Source organism: Streptomyces sp. NPDC094143, from assembly GCF_040303825.1.
GTDB lineage: Bacteria > Actinomycetota > Actinomycetes > Streptomycetales > Streptomycetaceae > Streptomyces.
Genome location: NZ_JBEOTZ010000002.1, coordinates 62,591 through 80,355 on the forward strand (window position 1 = coordinate 62,591; position 17,765 = coordinate 80,355).

General features: G+C 72.8%; 22 protein-coding genes and 1 tRNA gene. 17 read left to right on the top strand and 6 right to left on the bottom strand.

What is annotated here, in order from left to right; translation table 11 throughout:
* Positions 1-44 precede the first annotated feature (44 nt).
* The 3 genes from ABTZ58_RS02705 to ABTZ58_RS02715 are packed head-to-tail and all read right to left on the bottom strand — an operon-like array spanning position 45 to position 3,284.
* Positions 45-518, bottom strand: a complete 474-nt coding sequence (locus ABTZ58_RS02705) for a cupin domain-containing protein (protein ID WP_351349692.1) — start codon at positions 516-518, stop codon at positions 45-47.
* Positions 515-1,123: a GNAT family N-acetyltransferase gene (locus tag ABTZ58_RS02710; RefSeq protein WP_351349694.1), complete on the bottom strand. Its 609-nt coding sequence runs from the start codon at positions 1,121-1,123 to the stop codon at positions 515-517. Before ABTZ58_RS02710 ends, ABTZ58_RS02705 begins: the two co-directional genes overlap by 4 nt.
* The gene (locus ABTZ58_RS02715; RefSeq protein ID WP_351349696.1) at positions 1,116-3,284 is read right to left on the bottom strand and encodes a penicillin acylase family protein; all 2,169 of its coding nucleotides are present in this window, start codon (positions 3,282-3,284) and stop codon (positions 1,116-1,118) included. The genes ABTZ58_RS02710 and ABTZ58_RS02715 overlap by 8 nt, the downstream gene beginning before the upstream one ends.
* An 83-nt stretch (positions 3,285-3,367) precedes the next feature.
* On the opposite strand from ABTZ58_RS02715, the gene ABTZ58_RS02720 reads away from it, so the two are divergent.
* The 6 genes from ABTZ58_RS02720 (at position 3,368) to ABTZ58_RS02745 (ending at position 6,803) form a co-directional block, all read left to right on the top strand.
* On the top strand, positions 3,368-4,087 hold the full coding sequence (locus tag ABTZ58_RS02720; RefSeq protein ID WP_351349698.1) for a siderophore-interacting protein: 720 nt from the start codon (positions 3,368-3,370) through the stop codon (positions 4,085-4,087).
* Positions 4,088-4,132: 45 nt separating this feature from the next.
* The gene (locus ABTZ58_RS02725; RefSeq protein ID WP_351349700.1) at positions 4,133-4,726 is read left to right on the top strand and encodes an HhH-GPD-type base excision DNA repair protein; all 594 of its coding nucleotides are present in this window, start codon (positions 4,133-4,135) and stop codon (positions 4,724-4,726) included.
* A 223-nt stretch (positions 4,727-4,949) separates the two neighbouring features.
* Positions 4,950-5,288: a hypothetical protein gene (locus ABTZ58_RS02730; protein WP_351349702.1), complete on the top strand. Its 339-nt coding sequence runs from the start codon at positions 4,950-4,952 to the stop codon at positions 5,286-5,288.
* Between the two features lie 72 nt (positions 5,289-5,360).
* Positions 5,361-5,495 carry a hypothetical protein gene (locus ABTZ58_RS02735; RefSeq protein WP_351349704.1) on the top strand — a complete coding sequence of 45 codons (135 nt, stop codon included), beginning with the start codon at positions 5,361-5,363 and terminating at the stop codon, positions 5,493-5,495.
* 275 nt (positions 5,496-5,770) lie between these two features.
* Positions 5,771-6,067 (top strand): type II toxin-antitoxin system VapB family antitoxin, encoded by a 297-nt coding sequence (locus tag ABTZ58_RS02740; protein WP_004943146.1) that lies wholly within the window; start codon positions 5,771-5,773, stop codon positions 6,065-6,067.
* A gap of 121 nt (positions 6,068-6,188) precedes the next feature.
* Positions 6,189-6,803: a LytR C-terminal domain-containing protein gene (locus ABTZ58_RS02745; RefSeq protein WP_351350381.1), complete on the top strand. Its 615-nt coding sequence runs from the start codon at positions 6,189-6,191 to the stop codon at positions 6,801-6,803.
* A gap of 56 nt (positions 6,804-6,859) precedes the next feature.
* On the opposite strand, the gene upp is transcribed toward ABTZ58_RS02745, so the two are convergent.
* Positions 6,860-7,495 (bottom strand): uracil phosphoribosyltransferase, encoded by a 636-nt coding sequence (gene upp, locus ABTZ58_RS02750; RefSeq protein ID WP_114257496.1) that lies wholly within the window; start codon positions 7,493-7,495, stop codon positions 6,860-6,862.
* A 132-nt stretch (positions 7,496-7,627) separates the two neighbouring features.
* On the opposite strand from upp, the gene ABTZ58_RS02755 reads away from it, so the two are divergent.
* The 8 genes from ABTZ58_RS02755 to ABTZ58_RS02790 all read left to right on the top strand — a co-directional run bounded on the left by ABTZ58_RS02755 (position 7,628) and on the right by ABTZ58_RS02790 (position 12,186).
* The gene (locus tag ABTZ58_RS02755) at positions 7,628-7,897 is read left to right on the top strand and encodes a hypothetical protein (protein WP_351350383.1); all 270 of its coding nucleotides are present in this window, start codon (positions 7,628-7,630) and stop codon (positions 7,895-7,897) included.
* A 276-nt stretch (positions 7,898-8,173) separates the two neighbouring features.
* Entirely contained in the window at positions 8,174-8,710 is a 537-nt protein-coding gene (locus tag ABTZ58_RS02760; RefSeq protein ID WP_351349707.1) for a tRNA adenosine deaminase-associated protein, read from the top strand.
* A gap of 56 nt (positions 8,711-8,766) precedes the next feature.
* Positions 8,767-9,198 (top strand): tRNA adenosine(34) deaminase TadA, encoded by a 432-nt coding sequence (gene tadA, locus ABTZ58_RS02765; protein WP_351349709.1) that lies wholly within the window; start codon positions 8,767-8,769, stop codon positions 9,196-9,198.
* Between the two features lie 88 nt (positions 9,199-9,286).
* A tRNA-Ser gene (locus ABTZ58_RS02770) sits at positions 9,287-9,371 on the top strand.
* Between the two features lie 134 nt (positions 9,372-9,505).
* Positions 9,506-9,682, top strand: a complete 177-nt coding sequence (locus ABTZ58_RS02775) for a hypothetical protein (RefSeq protein WP_351349711.1) — start codon at positions 9,506-9,508, stop codon at positions 9,680-9,682.
* Positions 9,682-9,975 carry a Dabb family protein gene (locus ABTZ58_RS02780; protein ID WP_351349713.1) on the top strand — a complete coding sequence of 98 codons (294 nt, stop codon included), beginning with the start codon at positions 9,682-9,684 and terminating at the stop codon, positions 9,973-9,975. The genes ABTZ58_RS02775 and ABTZ58_RS02780 overlap by 1 nt, the downstream gene beginning before the upstream one ends.
* 188 nt (positions 9,976-10,163) lie before the next feature.
* Positions 10,164-11,012, top strand: coding sequence for an RNA polymerase sigma factor SigF (locus ABTZ58_RS02785; RefSeq protein ID WP_351349715.1), 849 nt, complete (start codon positions 10,164-10,166; stop codon positions 11,010-11,012).
* Between the two features lie 268 nt (positions 11,013-11,280).
* The gene (locus ABTZ58_RS02790; RefSeq protein WP_351349717.1) at positions 11,281-12,186 is read left to right on the top strand and encodes an RNA polymerase sigma factor SigF; all 906 of its coding nucleotides are present in this window, start codon (positions 11,281-11,283) and stop codon (positions 12,184-12,186) included.
* 489 nt (positions 12,187-12,675) lie between these two features.
* On the opposite strand, the gene ABTZ58_RS02795 is transcribed toward ABTZ58_RS02790, so the two are convergent.
* Positions 12,676-12,870, bottom strand: a complete 195-nt coding sequence (locus ABTZ58_RS02795) for a hypothetical protein (protein WP_309097589.1) — start codon at positions 12,868-12,870, stop codon at positions 12,676-12,678.
* 215 nt (positions 12,871-13,085) lie between these two features.
* On the opposite strand from ABTZ58_RS02795, the gene ABTZ58_RS02800 reads away from it, so the two are divergent.
* The 3 genes from ABTZ58_RS02800 (at position 13,086) to ABTZ58_RS02810 (ending at position 17,041) form a co-directional block, all read left to right on the top strand.
* Positions 13,086-13,574: a MarR family winged helix-turn-helix transcriptional regulator gene (locus tag ABTZ58_RS02800; protein WP_351349719.1), complete on the top strand. Its 489-nt coding sequence runs from the start codon at positions 13,086-13,088 to the stop codon at positions 13,572-13,574.
* 94 nt (positions 13,575-13,668) lie between these two features.
* The gene (locus tag ABTZ58_RS02805) at positions 13,669-16,128 is read left to right on the top strand and encodes an MFS transporter (protein WP_502996006.1); all 2,460 of its coding nucleotides are present in this window, start codon (positions 13,669-13,671) and stop codon (positions 16,126-16,128) included.
* A gap of 91 nt (positions 16,129-16,219) precedes the next feature.
* Entirely contained in the window at positions 16,220-17,041 is an 822-nt protein-coding gene (locus ABTZ58_RS02810) for a YceI family protein (RefSeq protein ID WP_351349723.1), read from the top strand.
* Here ABTZ58_RS02810 and ABTZ58_RS02815 read toward each other — a convergent pair.
* Positions 17,024-17,734: a GAF and ANTAR domain-containing protein gene (locus ABTZ58_RS02815; protein WP_351349725.1), complete on the bottom strand. Its 711-nt coding sequence runs from the start codon at positions 17,732-17,734 to the stop codon at positions 17,024-17,026. The genes ABTZ58_RS02810 and ABTZ58_RS02815 overlap by 18 nt on opposite strands.
* Positions 17,735-17,765 lie beyond the last annotated feature (31 nt).

Consider the following 17,765-nt stretch of genomic DNA (forward strand, 5'->3'; position numbering starts at 1 on the left):
TGAGGTACGGAAGGGAGGCGCGCGGCGCTCACCGGTCGGGCGCCCTACGGTCTGGACAGCGCGGCGATCGCGTCGGCCACCGCCGGATAGCGCGCCGCCAGCTCGGCCGCGTCTCCGTGTTCGTAGCCCTCGAAGGTGAAGCCGGGGGCCATGGTGCAGCCGAACAGGGTCCATGCGCCGCCCTGCCGGACCCTGCCGCCCATCCATGTGCCGGCCGGGACCGTGAACTGGACGTGCTGGCCCCGGAGCACGTCCGGCCCCAAAACCACCGTGCGCGTGGTGCCGTCCGGGGCGAGGAGCAGGAGCTCCAGGGGATCGCCCCGGTAGAAGTGCCAGATCTCGTCCGTGGGCAGACGGTGGAGGGCGGAGAAGTCGTCCGCCGTGAGCAGGGCGACGATCGCCGTGCCCTCCGGTCTGCCGTCGGGGCGTGCGGGCCCGGCCCAGGTCTGGCGGAACAGGCCGCCTTCGCGGGGGATCGGCTCCAGGCCGTAGTGCGCGATGAGCTCGTCGGGCGTCACGCGGGGAAGAGTATCTCCCGGTCCAGGAAGGCCAGCTGGGCCTTCTTCTCCGGCAGGTACACGTCCGGCAGGTCCACCTCGGGCAGGACGACCACCGGCCCGGCCGTGAAGCCCTGCTTGAGGAAACGGGCGATCGCCTTCTCGTTGCGGACGTCCGGGTCGACCACGACCCGGCGGCGGTCCAGGCCCACCAGGACGTAGGCGGCGACGACGGCGATCAGTCCGGCCGTCCAGCCGGACGTGCCGCCGCCCGGGCCGGCGGGGGCGAGCAGCAGGTGGACGCCGATGTCGCCGGGGCGCACGTCGTAGCACTCGCCGACGCGGTCCGCCTCCGGCTCGTAGGTCTGCAGCAGCGCCACCGGCTCGCCCTCGCGCACGACGAGGAAGGCGTGGTGGGTGGGGAGCGTGTCCATGTGGGCGTAGATCTCGGCGACCTGACGCTCGGTGAGGCCGGTCATGCCCCAGAAGGCGGCCCGCTCCTCGCTCACCCAGCGGTGGATCACGCCGGCGTCGGCCTCGGCGTCCAGCGGCAGGACGCGGACGGTGCCGAAGCCGTCGGTCACCTGCTCGTGGACGGCGGTGCGGGAGGCGTACGGGTCAGACATCGGTCTCCTTCGTCAGCAGGGCCCAGTCGGTGACGACCGGGACGAGTTCTCCCCCGAGCCACAGGGGGAGCTGGTCGCGGTGGTGGGGTGAGCCGGGGACGCCCGAGGCGCCGAACGGGACCACCCAGCGGCTGTCCTCGCGCCGGGCCAGGTCCCAGACGTAGCGGGCGGCCGGGCCGCGCGCGGCCAGGTCGGTCAGGCCCGGCACGCCCGAGGTGCACAGCACGCAGTCGTGGTCGCCGGACAGCCCCGGTTCTCCGTACGGCGTCTCCGGCTCCAGGGCGCGCCAGGGGGCGAGCCGGTGGGTGTCGCCCCAGACCCCGGACGGCGGCCGCCCGGCCACCTCTTCGAGGGCCGCGCGGACGGCCGCCGGGCGGTCGACGCCGTACAGCTCCTCGGCGCCCAGCAGGTGTTCGAGGGCGAAGCCGACGCGGGGCAGCAGGGCGAGCCAGGGCCGGAAGACGTCCGGGTACGCCGGCGGGGTGGCGAGCGCGGCGAAGGCCGGGTGCGCCGCCAGCCGCCGTACTACCGCGCCGCGCACCGCCGCGTACCGGGCCGCGTCGGCGCTGCCGGCGTCCATGCGGCGGTCCCAGGCGAGGAGCCGGTCCCGCAGCGCGGCGGCCCCGGGCGTCAGGGCGTCGAGGCGGCGGAGGTGGTCGAGCAGGGCGGTCGCGGAGGCCAGGTGGGTGTCCGTGTGGACGGCCGGCATGTCGGCGGCGGACCAGCGCTCCTTGGCGGCCAGCAGCGCGGCGATGCGGTCGTGGCGGTGGGGCGGGGCGAACTCGACGCCGAGCGGCGCGGCCGGGCCGCGCTGGTTGGCCATGACGGCGACGCCGTCGGTGAGCCCGGCGCGGGGCGTCTCGGCCCGGCCCGTCCACTCGTGGCCGGGCTCCCAGGCGGGCACCAGGCGCAGCCGGTTGGCCTCGGCGCGCAGCGGCACGTACCCGGCCACGCGGTGCAGGACCCCGCCCTCGGTGTCGGCGGCCTGGACGACGTTGACCGGCTCGGCCCAGCGGTCGAAGGCCCGGTCCACATCGGCGACCCGGCGGGCCCGCAGCAGGGGGAGCAGGGCCCCGAAGCCGAGGTCGCCGGTGACCCGGGGCGGGTAGCGGAGGCTGATCGCCACGGGCGGTCCGAGGGGGTCGCCCGCGGCGCCGGAACCGGCCCGGACGGCGGCATCGGCCGCGCCCGCCGGGCCGGGCAGGCCGGTCGGGTCGCCGTCGATCCCCTCCGGTCCGCCGATGACCACCGGCCCCCGGCCGGTCTCGATCACCTCGACCTCGACCGGCTCCTCGCCCGCCACCTCGACGAGTTCCGTGTGCCGGGCCGCCCGGCGCCAGACCCCGTCCGGGTCCAGCGCCTCCACGCCGGCGCCCGTGCGCCGCAGCCGCTCCCGGTACAGGTCCTGGTAGTCGGCCATGGCGTTGGTGATGGCCCAGGCGACCGTGCCGGTGTGCCCGAAGTGGGCGATGCCGGGGACACCGGGGACGGCGAGGCCCACGACGTCGAACTCCGGGCAGGACAGGTGGATCTGCTGGTAGACGCCCGGGTCCTCGATCCAGCGGTGCGGGTCGCCGGCGATGACCGGCTGCCCGGTGACGGTCCGCTCGCCGCTCACCAGCCAGCCGTTGCTGCCGGAGGTGCCGGGCCCGTCGGTGGCGAACAGCCCGACGGCGTCCGCGCCGAGGTGCGTGGCGACCTGCTCGCGCCAGAGCTTGGCCGGGAACCCGGCGAAGAGGATGTGCGTGGCGAGCCAGACGCCGAGCGGGGTCCAGGGGTTCCAGCGCCCGGGGGCGAGACCGGTGCGGGCGAACTCGGGGGCCGCGTCCCGGCCGGCGTCCGCGGCCCGCTCCAGCCCCGCGTTCACCCCGTCGACGTACGCCCGCACCCACCGCGCCGTCCCGGGGTCCCGTCTCTCCAGGTCGGCGAAACAGCGTCTGGCCGTGTCGTCGAGTCTGGCGCGTCTGGCGAACCGGTCCCAGGCCAGGGCGCTCTCGCCGAGGAAGGACGCCGAGGTGCCCTGCGACCGGTGGCGCTCGACCTCCAGCTGCCAGGCCCGGTCGCGGGCGGTGACCAGGCCTTGCGCGTGGGCGAGCGAGGTCGCGTTGTCGGCGCGCAGATGCGGAATGCCCCAGGCGTCACGGTAGATGTCGATGGCCACCCTGTACCCCCACCTTCCTTTAGGTTAGCCTTGCCTAAGTCAGAACTGTGTGGCCGGAATCGTACGCGAAGGGCTGAAACGCGATGGGGCAGGGGCGGGGTTGGGAGGGCGCGGTCCTCAAACTGCTGCGCGCGAAGGATTTCCGGATCACGGTGACAGACGCCGAGGACGTCACGCCGGACTACCGGCGGCTGCGCTTCACCGACGGCGGTCTGCTGACCGCGACCGGAGTGCACCCGACCATGTGGGTCCGGCTCTGGTTCGACAACGCGGGCAAGCCGCACCAGCGGGCCTACACCCTGGTCGACCCCGACCCCGCGGCCGGGACCTTCAGCCTGGAGTTCGCCCTGCACGAGGGGTGCGCCAGCGACTGGGCCCGGGCGGCGAAGCCCGGCGACGCCATCGAGGCGACCGTCCAGGGCACCGGCTTCGAGCACCCGAGCCCGGCGCCCTCGCACGTCTTCGCCGTCGGCGACCCGGCCTCCCTGCCGGCCATCAACTCCCTCCTGGACGCGCTGGGTTCCGCCCCGGCGACCGTCTGGTTCGAGGGCGGCGACGACGACCTGCCGTTCCGCACCGACCCGGACCGCCACGAGTTGCGCAAGGTCCCCCGCCAGGACTCCGGCGCCCACCTGGTCGACCGCGTGAAGACGGACCTGCCCGCACTGCTGGGCACGGCCACCGACCCGTACGTCTGGATCGCCTGCGACACGGCGACGACCCGGACACTCGCCGCGTACGTCCGCAAGGAACTGGGCCTGCCCAAGCAGCGCGTGCACGCCCTCGGGTACTGGCGCCCCTGACCGCCCGAGGACGCGGCCGGGCCCGCCCCGGGGGATGATCGGGCCATGGACGTCACCCTGCACCTCGCCCAGGACCCCGAGGCCGACGCGCTGCTCGGCCGCAGTCCGCTCGCCGCCCTGATCGGCATGCTGCTGGACCAGCAGATCCCCATGGAGTGGGCGTTCAAGGGCCCGGCGACGATCGCCCAGCGGCTCGGCACGGACGACCTGGACGCGCACGAGATCGCCGCGCACGAGCCGGAGGCCTTCGCCGCGCTGCTCTCGCAGAAGCCGGCCGTGCACCGCTACCCGGGCTCCATGGCCAAGCGGATCCAGCGCCTGTGCCAGTACCTCGTCGAGCACTACGACGGTGACGCCGAGGCCGTCTGGAGGGACGCCGGCACGGGCCGGGAGCTGCTGAAGCGGCTGGCGGAGCTGCCCGGCTTCGGCAAGCAGAAGGCCCAGATCTTCCTCGCGCTGCTGGGCAAGCAGCTCGGGGTCCGCCCCGACGGCTGGCGGGAGGCGGCGGGCTCCTACGGCGAGGAGAAGTCCTTCCGCTCGGTCGCCGACATCACCGGCCCCGAGTCCCTGGCCAAGGTGCGGGCGCACAAGCAGGAGATGAAGGCGGCGGCCAAGGCCGCGAAGGCCGCCGGCGCGTAACCGTCAGCCGCGTGGCCCGCTCCGGGTGGCAGGGCCCTCGGGCCCGGTCCGAGCATGGAGCATGACCGAGCCACCGACCGGCGAGCCCCCGGGCCCCGAGCACACCCCCGGCGCACCGGGCCGCCGCATCCCCTGCGACCGGGCCACGTGCTCCCTACGCCGCGCGAGCGGATCTCACGGCCCGCGCGATGAACGGCGTACCCGCGGCGGGGAATGACCTCCCGTGCACCCCGCGGCGCAGCCGGTCCCCCGCGGCACTCGTCGGCACACGTGGCCGCGGGTGCTGGTCCTGCTGCTCGCCCTGCTCGTGCCCGGCGCGCACACCGCGGCCCACGCGGTTCCGGCACTGCCCGCCGTCCAGGAGAGCACGGCCGTCGAGTACGACGCCTTCGACACCGTCCTGCGGCCCGCCGCCCGGAGCGCCCGCCGCGCCGCCGTCCCGCGGCGCCCGGCGCCGTTCCCGGGCCCCGCCCCCGCGTGCACCGCACGGCGCCACGTGCCCGTGCCGCCGGACCCGCCGCACGACCCTCGCCCCCTGCGTTCCGAGGTCCTGCGCTGCTGAGCGGACCGTCCATGGTCCATCAGTCCCGCACGGAAGCCACAGCACGGAACCACAAGGACGAGGAACCCAGCCATGCTCCAAGACCCGTACGCCGTCCTGCGTGCCCTGCTGCGCGCGGAAGCCGCCCGCAGCGCCCCCAGGCCGGGCTCCCCGCCGGCCGAGCGGAAGCCGCAGCCCCGGAACCCCAAGGAGCGGGGCCGGGGCTGACCCCGCCCGCGGCGGCGGGGGCGGCCGGGACGGCGCCTGCGCCGCCGCGCGGGTCCGCGCCGGGAGGGGACCACGACCCCCTTTCGGGCGAATCAGGCGCACGGCATCGGTGAACACACCCCACAGAAACGGCCCTGACCTGCCGCCGACGGCGTGGGCGGGTCCGGCATATGCGTGTCCCTGACGGGGTTCGTACCGCCTTGTGGGGCTTTTTTCCGCGTCGTACTCCGTCGCCATGGCTGCGCCCGGAAGGTCTTGACCGGTAGGCTTTCCGTGTGATCTTCAAGCGCATCGGAAACGGCCGGCCGTACCCCGACCACGGCCGGGAAAGCACCCGGCAGTGGGCGGACGTCGCGCCGCGCCCGGTCCGCCTCGATCAGCTCGTGACGACGAAGCAGCAGCTCGACCTGGAAACCCTCCTCGCCGAGGACTCGACCTTCTACGGCGACCTCTTCGCGCACGTCGTGAAGTGGCAGGGCGACCTGTACCTGGAGGACGGCCTGCACCGCGCGGTGCGGGCGGCGCTCCAGCAGCGCCAGGTGCTGCACGCGCGCGTGCTCGAGCTCGACTGATCCCCGCCGGCCACGGGTTGGCCCTTTCGGGTTCCGCTGGGCGACGTCGAATGATCATCTAGTAGGCATCGTCGCCCGGGCGCACTACGCTGCGCTCATGAGCATGCTGACTCCCCCCGGCATGGGCGGCAAGTACCGCATCACGGGCAACAGGTATCCCCGGATGCGCCGGCCCCGGCGGCGCGGCAGGCTCGTCGCCGTGGGCGTCGCCTCCGTCGTCGTCCTGGGCGTGGGCGGCTGGGGCACGCTGCAGCTCATCGACGTCTTCACGGGCGGCGGCAGAAAGGCTTCGGCGGCCGGTGGCGGGGACTGCGCCCGCACGAGCAGGGCGAGCCCGTCGCCCAGCGCCCGGCCCCTGCCCGAGCCCCGCACGATCACGGTCAACGTCCTCAACGCCACCACCCGCAGCGGCCTGGCGAAGAAGACCGCCGACGAGCTGAAGAAGCGCGGCTTCAAGATCGGCGACGTGGGCAACGCGACCAAGGAGCACGACAAGAAGGTCAAGGGCACCGGCCTGCTGCTCGGCCCCGCGTCCGCCCTGGACACCGCGCTGCCGGTGCTCGGCACCCAGCTCCCCGGCGCCGAACGGCGCACCGAGGCGGCCCGCAAGGGCACCGCCGTCGACCTCGTCATCGGGGACGCCTTCAAGGACCTGGCGAAAAGGCCGGACGCCGACCGGGCGCTGACCAGGCTGGCCGCGCCCGAGCCGGCGCCGACGACGAAGAAGGGCTGCTGAGTGGCCTGCGAGCCGCTGAGCGGCACCTGCGGGCTGTGCCGGGACGCCCTTCCGGCCTACTCGGCCGCCCCGTACATGCGGTCGCCCGCGTCGCCGAGGCCCGGGACGATGTAGCCGTGCTCGTTCAGGTGCTCGTCGACCGAGGCCGTCACGACCGTCACCGGCGTGCCCGCCAGCTCGCGCTCCATGACCTCCACGCCCTCCGGCGCGGCCAGCAGCACCACGGCGGTCACGTCGTCGGCGCCGCGCCGGATGAGCTCCTGGATGGCCGCGACCAGCGTGCCGCCGGTGGCGAGCATCGGGTCCAGCACGTACACCTGACGGCCCGACAGGTCCTCCGGCATGCGCGTCGCGTACGTGGAGGCCTGCAGCGTCTCCTCGTTGCGGATCATGCCGAGGAAACCCACCTCGGCGGTCGGCAGCAGCCGCACCATGCCGTCCAGCATGCCGAGCCCGGCCCGCAGGATCGGCACCACCAGCGGGCGGGGGTGGGACAGCTTGACGCCCGTGGTCCGCGCGACCGGCGTCTGGATGTCGACCTGTTCGGTGCGCACGTCACGCGTGGCCTCGTAGGCGAGCAGGGTGACCAGCTCGTCGGCGAGACGGCGGAAGGTCGCGGAGTCGGTGCGCTGGTCGCGCAGCGTGGTGAGCTTGTGGGCGACCAGGGGGTGGTCGACGACGTGGAGACGCATGTCCACAACAGTAACCGGGCCCGATGCCCCCGGCCGCACGGCCAGGACGCCGCCCGGCCGTCGCCCGTTCGCTGGCGTCAAACCGCCCGTCCGGGGGAAGGTGGGAGAGACGGAATGGGGGTGGTGAACCAGATGCCCGACCAGGAGACCCGACGCGATCCGTCACCGCGCGTACGGCCCGGGGCGGACCCGGAGCGTGACCGGACGGCCGAGCGGACCGGGCCGGACGAGACGGCCGGGCGCAGCGGCGCGGACGAGTCCGACGCCGAGCGCCGCAGGCGCCGCGCCCGGTTCCTGCGCGACCTGGCCGAGGCCCGGGAGCTGCGCGACCGCGTCCAGCCGCGCCGCGCCAAGACGGCCCGGCTGCGGCACGCGATGCGCATGCGCACGTTCCGCTGGTAGGGAACGGGTGGGAAAACCGCCGGGGAAGATCACGAACCGCGCGGACGTTGTGGCGGGTGACCGTGCGTGGAGCAGGGGAAAGCCGCGTACGATCCGCAGGTGGCGGCAACGAGCGTGCGAGCGCGACTGCCGGACACAGGGGGCCGAAGACGTCCCCTGAACGCCTTGTTTCTGCCACGATTCCGAGTGGGTGGGGCTCGGACGAGCACTCCCCGCCCGTAACCTCCGCCGGGGGGACCCCCAACCGGCACGCCTAAGACCAGTGGGAGAGTCACGGTGTACTTCGCCGCACTGCTCGCGCGCACCGAAGACGGGTGGGAAGCGAGCGACACAGAGCTCGACGATGTGGAAACCCTGTCGGATCTGGCCGACCTGGCCCGTGAAGCCTCCCCCGACGAGGACACGGTGCTCGTGCTCATCGAGCAGGAGGACGCCTGGTTCGGCGTCGTCCGCGTGGACGGCGAGGAGGACCCTCGCATCTACGTCTCGGACGCCGCCGCCGCTGCCCGCAGCAGCTACGGCGAGATCCTGCTCACCGACGAGCTGCTCGGCCGGGACCCCGGCGACGGGGACGACCTGGACGCCCTCGACCTCGACGGCACCGAGGACGGCGACGCGGACGACGAGGAGGACGACGACGGCGAGCCCGTGGCCGGCTCCGCCGAGGCCGTGCCGCACGGCCCGGTCGGCGACGCGGGGATCCTGGACGACCTCGGTGTGACCGAGAAGGAGCTGCGCGCGCTCTCGTCGGACGCCGTCACCGAGATCGCCGAGTCCCTGGGCGCCTCGGAGACCCTGGAGACCGTCCGCTGACCGCTCGCACCACGCCTGGACCGCCCGACCCGGTACGAGACCCCTGGCGGCCCGCGATGCGGCTCGCCCTGGACGAGGCCGCCGAGGCCGTCCGGGGCGGGGACGTCCCGGTCGGCGCCGTGGTCCTGGCGCCGGACGGCACGACCGTGCTCGCGGCCGGGCACAACGAACGCGAGGCCGGCGGCGACCCGACGGCCCACGCGGAGGTCCTCGCCCTGCGGCGGGCCGCGACCGCGCTCGGCCGGTGGCGGCTCGCCGGCTGCACCCTCGTGGTGACTCTGGAGCCCTGCACGATGTGCGCGGGCGCGATCCAGCAGTCCCGCGTCGACCGGCTCGTCTACGGCGCCCGCGACGAGAAGGCCGGCGCGGCCGGTTCGCTGTGGGACCTCGTCCGCGACCGTCGCCTCAACCACCGGCCCGAGGTGATCGAGGGCGTGCTCGCCGCGGAGTGCGCCGCGCTGCTCACCGCGTTCTTCCGGGGTCGCTGAGCGGTCGCCGGTGGTTGCCGGGCGGTCGCCCGGCGGTCGCCGCAAACCGATTTCGAAGCACGCGGCACCTTGCTGTAAGGTCTCCCTCGGTAGCGTGTCCGAGCGGCCGAAGGAGCTCGCCTCGAAAGCGAGTGTGGCGCAAGTCACCGAGGGTTCAAATCCCTCCGCTACCGCTCGAGAAGGGCCCCGTCGCAAGACGGGGCCCTTCGTGCGATCCGCCCCTTCGGGTGATCGTTCCTTCGTGCGATCATGTGCGCTGTCCGGGACACCAGTGACAGCAGTGACAGCAGGAACAGGGGAGGCCGCGATGGCGGTGAACGCGAAGAAGGTCGCCGTCTACGTCCTCGTGGTCTTCGCGTTGTACGTGATCATCACCGACCCCGCCAAGGCCGCCGACTACGTCCAGATAGGGTTCCAGGGCATCTCGGACGCCGCCCAGGCCCTGGGCGACTTCGCCACCTGGGTCGCCGACGGAGGAAAGTGATGATCCGCCACCTGGTCCTGTTCAAGCTCAACGAGGGCGTCGAGCGTGACGAGCCCCGGGTCGTGCAGGGCGTCGAGGCCTTCCGCGCCCTCGACGGCAAAATCCCCGAGCTGCGCCACTGGGAGCTCGGCTGGAACGTCAGCGACCGCCCCATCGCGTACGACTTCGCCATCAACTCCGCCTTCGACGACGCGGAGGCGCTGCGGCGGTACGTGGAGCACCCCGACCACCAGGCCGGTGTGGCGCTGTGGCGCGAGTTCGCCACCTGGGTGATCGCGGACTACGAGTTCTGAGTCCGGCCGTCCCGGCCGTTTCGAGCCCCCTGTCGGTGCGGCAGGGGGCTTCTCTGTGGCGTGAGTTCATTTATGCGCCATTCATCCGTCAACACGTAGTTATGGGGTGCTTGCACAAAGTGCACATGTCTTGTGATGCTATGACCGCTTTTGATGGAAGAGTTGACGGATGAGTTGATGATGACGAGGTGGAGTTGACCGTGCTGGCCAGTACCGCGCCTCAGGCACCCACCTCGGAAACCCCCGAACCCCCTCCTGCCACTCCCCAGCGCAGCCGGGGCGCAGACACCCGCGCTCTCACGCAGGTGCTCTTCGCCCAGCTCAAGGAGCTCCAGCCGGGCACGCCCGAGCACGACCGGGTGCGCGGGGCGCTCATCGAGGCCAACCTGCCGCTCGTGCGCTACGCGGCCGCCCGGTTCCGCTCCCGCAACGAGCCGATGGAGGACGTCGTCCAGGTCGGCACCATCGGGCTGATCAACGCCATCGACCGCTTCGACCCGGACCGGGGCGTGCAGTTCCCGACGTTCGCGATGCCGACGGTCATCGGCGAGATCAAGCGCTACTTCCGCGACAACGTCCGCACGGTCCACGTGCCGCGCCGGCTGCACGAGCTGTGGGTGCAGGTGAACAGCGCGACGGAGGACCTCACGACCGCCTTCGGGCGTACCCCGACGACCGCGGAGATCGCCGAGCGGCTGCGCATCTCCGAGGACGAGGTGCTGTCCTGCATCGAGGCCGGACGGTCGTACCACGCCACGTCCCTGGAGGCCGCGCAGGAGGGCGACGGGCTGCCCGGCCTGCTGGACCGGCTCGGCTACGAGGACCCCGCACTGGACGGCGTGGAGCACCGGGACCTCGTACGGCACCTCCTCGTGCAGCTGCCCGAGCGGGAGCAGCGGATCCTGCTGCTGCGGTACTACAGCAACCTCACGCAGTCTCAGATCAGCGCGGAACTGGGCGTCTCACAGATGCACGTCTCGCGGCTACTCGCGCGTAGCTTCCAGCGGTTGCGGTCTGCGAACCGGATCGACGCGTAACCGCAAACGCGAGCGAGAGGTCACCGTGGGGAGGGAATCGCTCATCAGGGCCGTTCCCGGCGGTTGAGAGCCGAAAAGTCGTCAGACCCCTTGTTTGCAGGGCGGATTCGCGTCTCAGATGTCGACATGTCACTACAGCGTGTTGCCGACATGTGACATTCTGCGTGAAGCGCGTTTGCCGGGGCTTCGGCTCCGGTATGCAGGTGAAGGCTGCGTTCCTCAGACGGGAGCGTCCGCCGCGACCGTCCCGCGACCCAAAGGGGGTGGCATGTCCGCAGAACAGGGCAGCTCGAAGGTGCTCACGCTCGCGGAGAGCGACACAGCTCCCCATGCTCTCGACTCACTCGGCCCCATCGACGACGTTCCGGCCGAGCTCGTGACCGAGCCCGCGCCGGTGCTGCCGGCCACGGGGGCCATCGACACCCGCACCCTGTCCCGCTCCCTGTTCCTGCGGCTGGCCGCGCTCGACGAGGACAGCCCCGAGCGTGCGTACGTCCGTGACACGCTGATCGAGCTCAACCTGCCGCTGGTGCGGTACGCGGCGGCGCGGTTCCGCTCGCGGAACGAGCCGATGGAGGACATCGTCCAGGTCGGCACGATCGGGCTGATCAAGGCGATCGACCGGTTCGACTGCGAACGGGGCGTGGAGTTCCCCACGTTCGCGATGCCGACGGTGGTCGGGGAGATCAAGCGGTTCTTCCGGGACACGTCCTGGTCGGTGCGGGTGCCGCGGCGGCTTCAGGAGCTGCGGCTGGCGCTGACCAAGGCCAGCGACGAGCTCTCGCAGAAGCTGGACCGGTCGCCGACGGTCACCGAACTCGCCTTGGTGCTCGGGGTCTCCGAGGAGGACGTGGTCGACGGGCTGGCGGTGGGGAACGCGTACACGGCGTCCTCGTTGGACTCGCCGGCGCCGGAGGACGACGGCGGCGAGGGGTCGCTGGCGGACCGGCTGGGGTACGAGGACACGGCGCTGGAGGGCGTGGAGTACCGCGAGTCCCTCAAGCCGCTGCTGGCCAAACTCCCGCCCCGGGAGCGGCGGATCATCATGCTGCGGTTCTTCGCGAACATGACGCAGTCGCAGATCGGCGAGGAGGTCGGCATCTCACAGATGCACGTCTCGCGGCTGCTGACGCGGACGTTGGCGCAGCTGCGGGAAGGCCTGATCTCGGACTGAGGACGGGCCGAGGACGGGCCGAGGGCGGTTGCCGGGTGCCCGTGGCGCGGTGTGTTCGCCTTCCCGCCGGTGGTGGGTCGGGGCCGCGCCGGGGGGTGTCCGTCCTCGGAACGGCGCGATCGACTTGCGTGCCGACTCACTCCCCGTTGACGAGCCAACCGCTGCGGGCGGACACCCCCCGACACGGCCCCTCGCGCCGTACCACGGGTGCGGGTGCGTCCCGGCTGCCGCCGCAGGCCGGCCGCTTGGGGTGCGGGCCCGTCTCGGCTGTCGCCGTTGGGCGGTGGCTGCGGGTGCCGGTCCGGTCGGGTTGTCGCCGCAGGCCTCCGGCGCCGGGCTCGCCGGGCTGCGGGCAGCCGGTTTGTCTGGCTGCGGGCAGTCGTGCCGCTGGGGCGGCACGGGTGGGCGCAGCCGCACCCCGCTGCGCCGGGTTGCGCACCCACCCGGCCCCGGCACCCTCGCCGAGTACCTGCGAACCCGCCGTGCCTACTACCCCAGCGCCAGCCAGGCGACCGCCGCGATGACCGCCACGGCGACGACGACGCCGAGGATGAGTCCGATGCGCGGGCCGCCGCCCGACGCCGCGGCCTGGCGTCCCTGCGGCGCTTCGTCGACGAACGCGCGGAACATCTGGGTGCTGCCGGCAGGGTCGTGATTGCCCTGGGGGGCCTGGTTGTTAGCCATGGCCCGAGACCCTAGCGAAAACGCCGGTGCTCCCCAAGTGGGGGTTGGTCTTCCGCTTGCCTCCGTGCGACCCGGAGTGCAGGGCTCGCCACCTGCACATTTACTCTCGCAATACTTGCCTTTGCCAACTTTTGATCCCGCAGCCTCCCCTTTTATTTGCCTGCAGCAACCAATGGCTTCTATGGTTGCCCTAAGCAACGAAAGCGGGAGGTGTCATGGCCGAGAGGGCGCAGTACGAAGAGCTGGTCCGCCAGTTCAGCGCCTTCGGCGCCGTCAAGCGGGAGCTCGGCCGGATCATGCCCGCCGAGTGCCCCGGCGGGTCGGCGGCCGTGCTGACCCTGCTGGGCCGCCACGGCGACATGCGCATGAGCAAGCTCGCCGAGCTGCTCGCAGTGGACATGTCGGTCACCAGCCGCCATGTCGCGCACGTCGTGGACAAGGGGTGGATCGAACGCTCCCCCGACCCCGCCGACAAGCGCTCGCGCATCCTGCGCCTGACCCCCGCGGGCCGCGCCCAGCTCGACGAACTGTCCCGGCGGACCACCGAGGTCCTGGCCGAGCGGCTGAGCGACTGGACCGACGAGGAGGTCGGCCGGCTCACGGACCTGATGGCGCGGCTGCGCGAGAGCTTCGACGGCCGGCCCGCTCCCCGGGTGGCACCCCCCGCTGTCGAACGGACCACCCGTACACCCGCAAGCACGTAAGAAAAGGAAGCCCATGGCAACGACCACACCAGCCGGTGTGCGGGCTCATGCCAAGCACGGGGGAGGCTCCCACGGCTCCTCCGGCGACGCTCCGATGACGCACCGGCAGATCATGGAGGCCCTCACCGGCCTGCTGCTCGGCATGTTCGTCGCGATCCTGTCGTCGACGATCGTCTCCAACGCCCTGCCCCGGATCATCGGGGACCTCGGTGGCGGCCAGAGCGCCTACACCTGGGTCGTGACCGCGTCCCTGCTGACGATGACCGCCTCCACCCCGCTGTGGGGCAAGCTCGCGGACCTGTTCTCCAAGAAGCTGCTGATCCAGATCGCGCTGGTCGTCTTCGTCCTGGGGTCGGCCGCGGCGGGCATGTCGCAGAACCCCGGCATGCTCATCACCTTCCGCGCCGTCCAGGGCATCGGCATGGGCGGTCTGTCCGCGCTGGCCCAGATCATCATGGCGGCGATGATCTCGCCGCGTGAGCGCGGCCGGTACAACGGCTACCTCGGCGCCGTCTTCGCCACGGCGATGGTCGGCGGCCCGCTGGTCGGCGGTGTCATCACCGACACCGACTGGCTCGGCTGGCGCTGGTGCTTCTACGTCGGCGTGCCCTTCGCCGTGATCGCCCTGATCGTGCTGCAGAAGACCCTGCACCTGCCCGTGGTCAAGCGGAAGGTCAAGGTCGACTGGGCCGGCGCGTTCTTCATCACCGCCGCCGTCTGCCTGCTGCTCGTCTGGGTCACCTTCGCCGGTGACAAGTACGACTGGGTCTCGTGGCAGACCTACGCGATGGTCGGCGGCTCGCTGGTGCTGCTGGCGGTGTTCGTCCTCGTCGAGTCCAGGGCGAGCGAGCCGATCATCCCGCTGCGGCTGTTCCGCAACCGGACCATCACGCTGGCCTCGCTGGCCTCGCTGTTCGTCGGTGTCGCGATGTTCGCCGGGACCGTCTTCTTCAGCCAGTACTTCCAGCTGGCCCGGGACAAGTCGCCGACGATGTCCGGTGTCATGACGATCCCGATGATCGCGGGCCTGTTCGTCTCCTCCACGGTCTCCGGCCAGGTCATCACCCGGACCGGCCGCTGGAAGGGCTGGCTGCTGGCCGGCGGTGCGCTGGTGACCGCGGGCCTGGGGCTGCTGGGCACCATCCGCTACGACACCGAGTACTGGCACATAGCGATCTTCATGGCGCTGCTGGGTCTCGGCATCGGCATGATGATGCAGAACCTGGTGCTGTGCACGCAGAACCAGGTGGAGCCGGGTGATCTCGGTGCCGCGAGCTCCACGGTGACCTTCTTCCGGTCCCTGGGCGGTGCGGTGGGCGTCTCGGCGCTCGGTGCGGTCCTGGGCAACAAGATCACCGACTATGTGAAGGACGGCCTCGCCGGCCTCGGCTCCAAGGGCGCGGCCCTCGGCCACGCCGGTACGGAAGGGGGCGGCATCCCGGACCTGAACTCCATGCCCGCGCCGATCCGCACGGTCGTGGAGAGCGCCTACGGCCACGGTGTCGCGGACGTGTTCCTCTACTCGGCCCCGCTGGCGCTGCTCGCGCTGCTGGTGTCGCTGTTCATCAAGGAGGTCCCCTTGAAGACGAAGGGTGGGCTGGCGCAGGCGGCGGCCACCGAGACCGGCGCGCAGGCTCCCGCTCAGGCGGCGGCCGGGGCCGCCGCGGAGAAGGCCGTGCCGAGCTGGGCCGTCGCGGACACCGAGGCCGCCGACGGGACCGGGCCCGAGGGCACGCAGCGGCTCGCCGCGGTCGCCACGGTGGCCCCGGCCGGGGAGCAGGCGCCGGGCGGGGGCGGTGTCCCGGTCCGCGGTTTCGTCCGCGGCGCCGAGTCCGCGCCCGTGCCGCAGGCCGCCGTCACGCTGATCTCGCTGGCCGGGCGCCAGCTGGGCCGGTCCGTGGCGCAGTCCGACGGCTCCTACGCGCTCGACGCGCCGGGCGCGGGATCGTACGTCCTGATCGCCTCGGCCGACGGCTACCAGCCGCAGGCTTCCACGGTCGTCGTCGACGGCGAGCCCCTCGCCTACGACATCCTGCTCAGCGGCACCAGCGGGCTGACCGGCCTGGTGCGGGCCGCCGGGAGCGGGCAGCCGGTGAAGGACGCGATGGTCATCGTGACCGATGTGCGCGGCGATCTGCTTGCCACCCAGGTCAGCGGTGAGCAGGGCGAGTTCTCCTTCGCCGAGCTGGTGCCGGGGGCGGTGACCGTCGCGGTGAACGCCGCCGGGTTCCGGCCGCGCGCCCTGCCCGTGGAGGTCGGCGGCACCGGGGTCACCCGGGTCGAGATCGACCTGGACCCGGGCGCCCGCGTCCAGGGTGTCGTCCGCGCACCGCACGGCCCGCTGGCCGACGCCCGGGTGACGCTGGTCGACCAGGCCGGCAACGTCGTCGGCTCGGCCACGACCGGGGCGGACGGGGCGTACGCCTTCACCGACCTGGACGGCGGCGAGTACACCGTGATCGCCACGGGTTACCCGCCGGTGGCCACCGCGCTCACGGTCACGGGCCGCGGCACCGACGCCCACGACATCGAACTCGCCCACCCCGGCGAGTAGTGCGGACCCCGGCCCGTGACGGGCGGGCGCGCTCCGAGCGGAGGTGCGCCCCCGGTCACGGGCCGGTTTCTTTCTGAGGAGTTAGGTGGAGATGGGACTGACCGCGAGGATCCGTACCCGGGACGGATGGGCCGTGTCGCACGCGGTCGTCACGGTGGCGGACATGACCGGCACGCAGGTGCTGCGGGCCGAGGCGGACGCGGAGGGCGCCGTGCGGGACGCGGCGCCGCTGCGGCCGGGGGCGTACACCGTGATCGTCACGGCCGTCGGGTACGCGCCCGCCGCGTCGAGTGTGATCGTCACGGCGAGCGGGCGGGCCGAGGTCGGCACGGTGACGCTGGCCCGGCAGGGCGGCACCGAACTGCCGCCGCCCGGGCCGTGGACGATCGACCCGGTGCACTCCAGCGTGGCCGCCGTGGCCCAGCACCTGGGCATCTCCAGCGTGCACGGCCGGTTCACGGAGTTCTCCGGCGTGATCGAGATCGCCCCGGACGACGTCACCAAGTCACGGGTGGAGGCGGTGATCCGGGCCGGGTCGATCGACACCGGCAACGGCATGCGCGACGGGCACCTGAAGTCGCCGGACTTCCTGGACGTCGAGCGGTTCCCGGAGATCACCTTCCGGTCCACGGGCCTGACGGCGACCGGGTCGGACCGGTGGACGGTCCACGGCGAGCTGGGCATGCACGGGGTCGTGCGGCCGGTCGACCTGGACCTGGCCTGCCTGGGCACGGGCCCGGACCCGTGGGGCGGCACCCGGGCGGCGTTCCGTGCCACGACCGAGCTGCGGCGCGAGGACTTCGCGATGAACTACAACCAGGTGCTCCAGGCGGGCATCGCCGCCATCGGCACCACCCTCAAGGTGGAGCTGGACATCCAGGCCGTGCAGGGCGAGTCACTGCCCGCGGCGTGAGGAGGGGTCGCGCGGTTGGGCGACTCTCGTCACCAACTGGCCGCACAGATCCCGGAGTTTGATGTTCCGGTCCTGCGAGACCCGGCGCAGCCGCTCCATGGCCTGGCGGGCGTCGATGCGCTCGCGGGCCATGAGGATGCCGACCGCCTGGTCGATGACGCTGCGCGACAGCAGCGCGGTGCGCACGTCGGCCGCCGACTGGCGGCGGCGCTCGATGCTCAGGGACACATTGATCGCGTCCCCCGCCCGGGCCGCGAAGGCCCGGGCCGCGTCCCGGCCGGCATCCAGCCCCCCGGCGCCCAGCCCGTAGAAGTTGAAGGCGGCGCCCGCCTCGTCCTCGACGGCGACCGGCACCGCGAGGACGCAGCGGACGCCCACGGACAGTGCGTACGGCGTGTACGCCGGCCAGCGCGACTCCTCGGCCAGGTCCGGGACGTACTGCTCGGCGCCGGTCCCGGCCGCGTCCACGCAGGGCCCCGAGCCGTTCTCGTACTGCCGCAGGTCCAGGCCGCCGGGCAGTCCCTCGCTGCCGGCCAGCGTGAGCAGCCGGTCGGCGCGGCGCACCGTGATGCTGCACGCGGCCGCGCCGGGCACCTCCTGCACCGCGCGGTCGGTCAGGTCGCGCAGCAGGGTGTCGAGACCACTGCTGCGCACCATCGCCTGGTCCAGCGTGTCGGACGTCTCAGGGCTCATGACCGTACGGGTATCCCGTCGCCCCGCGAAC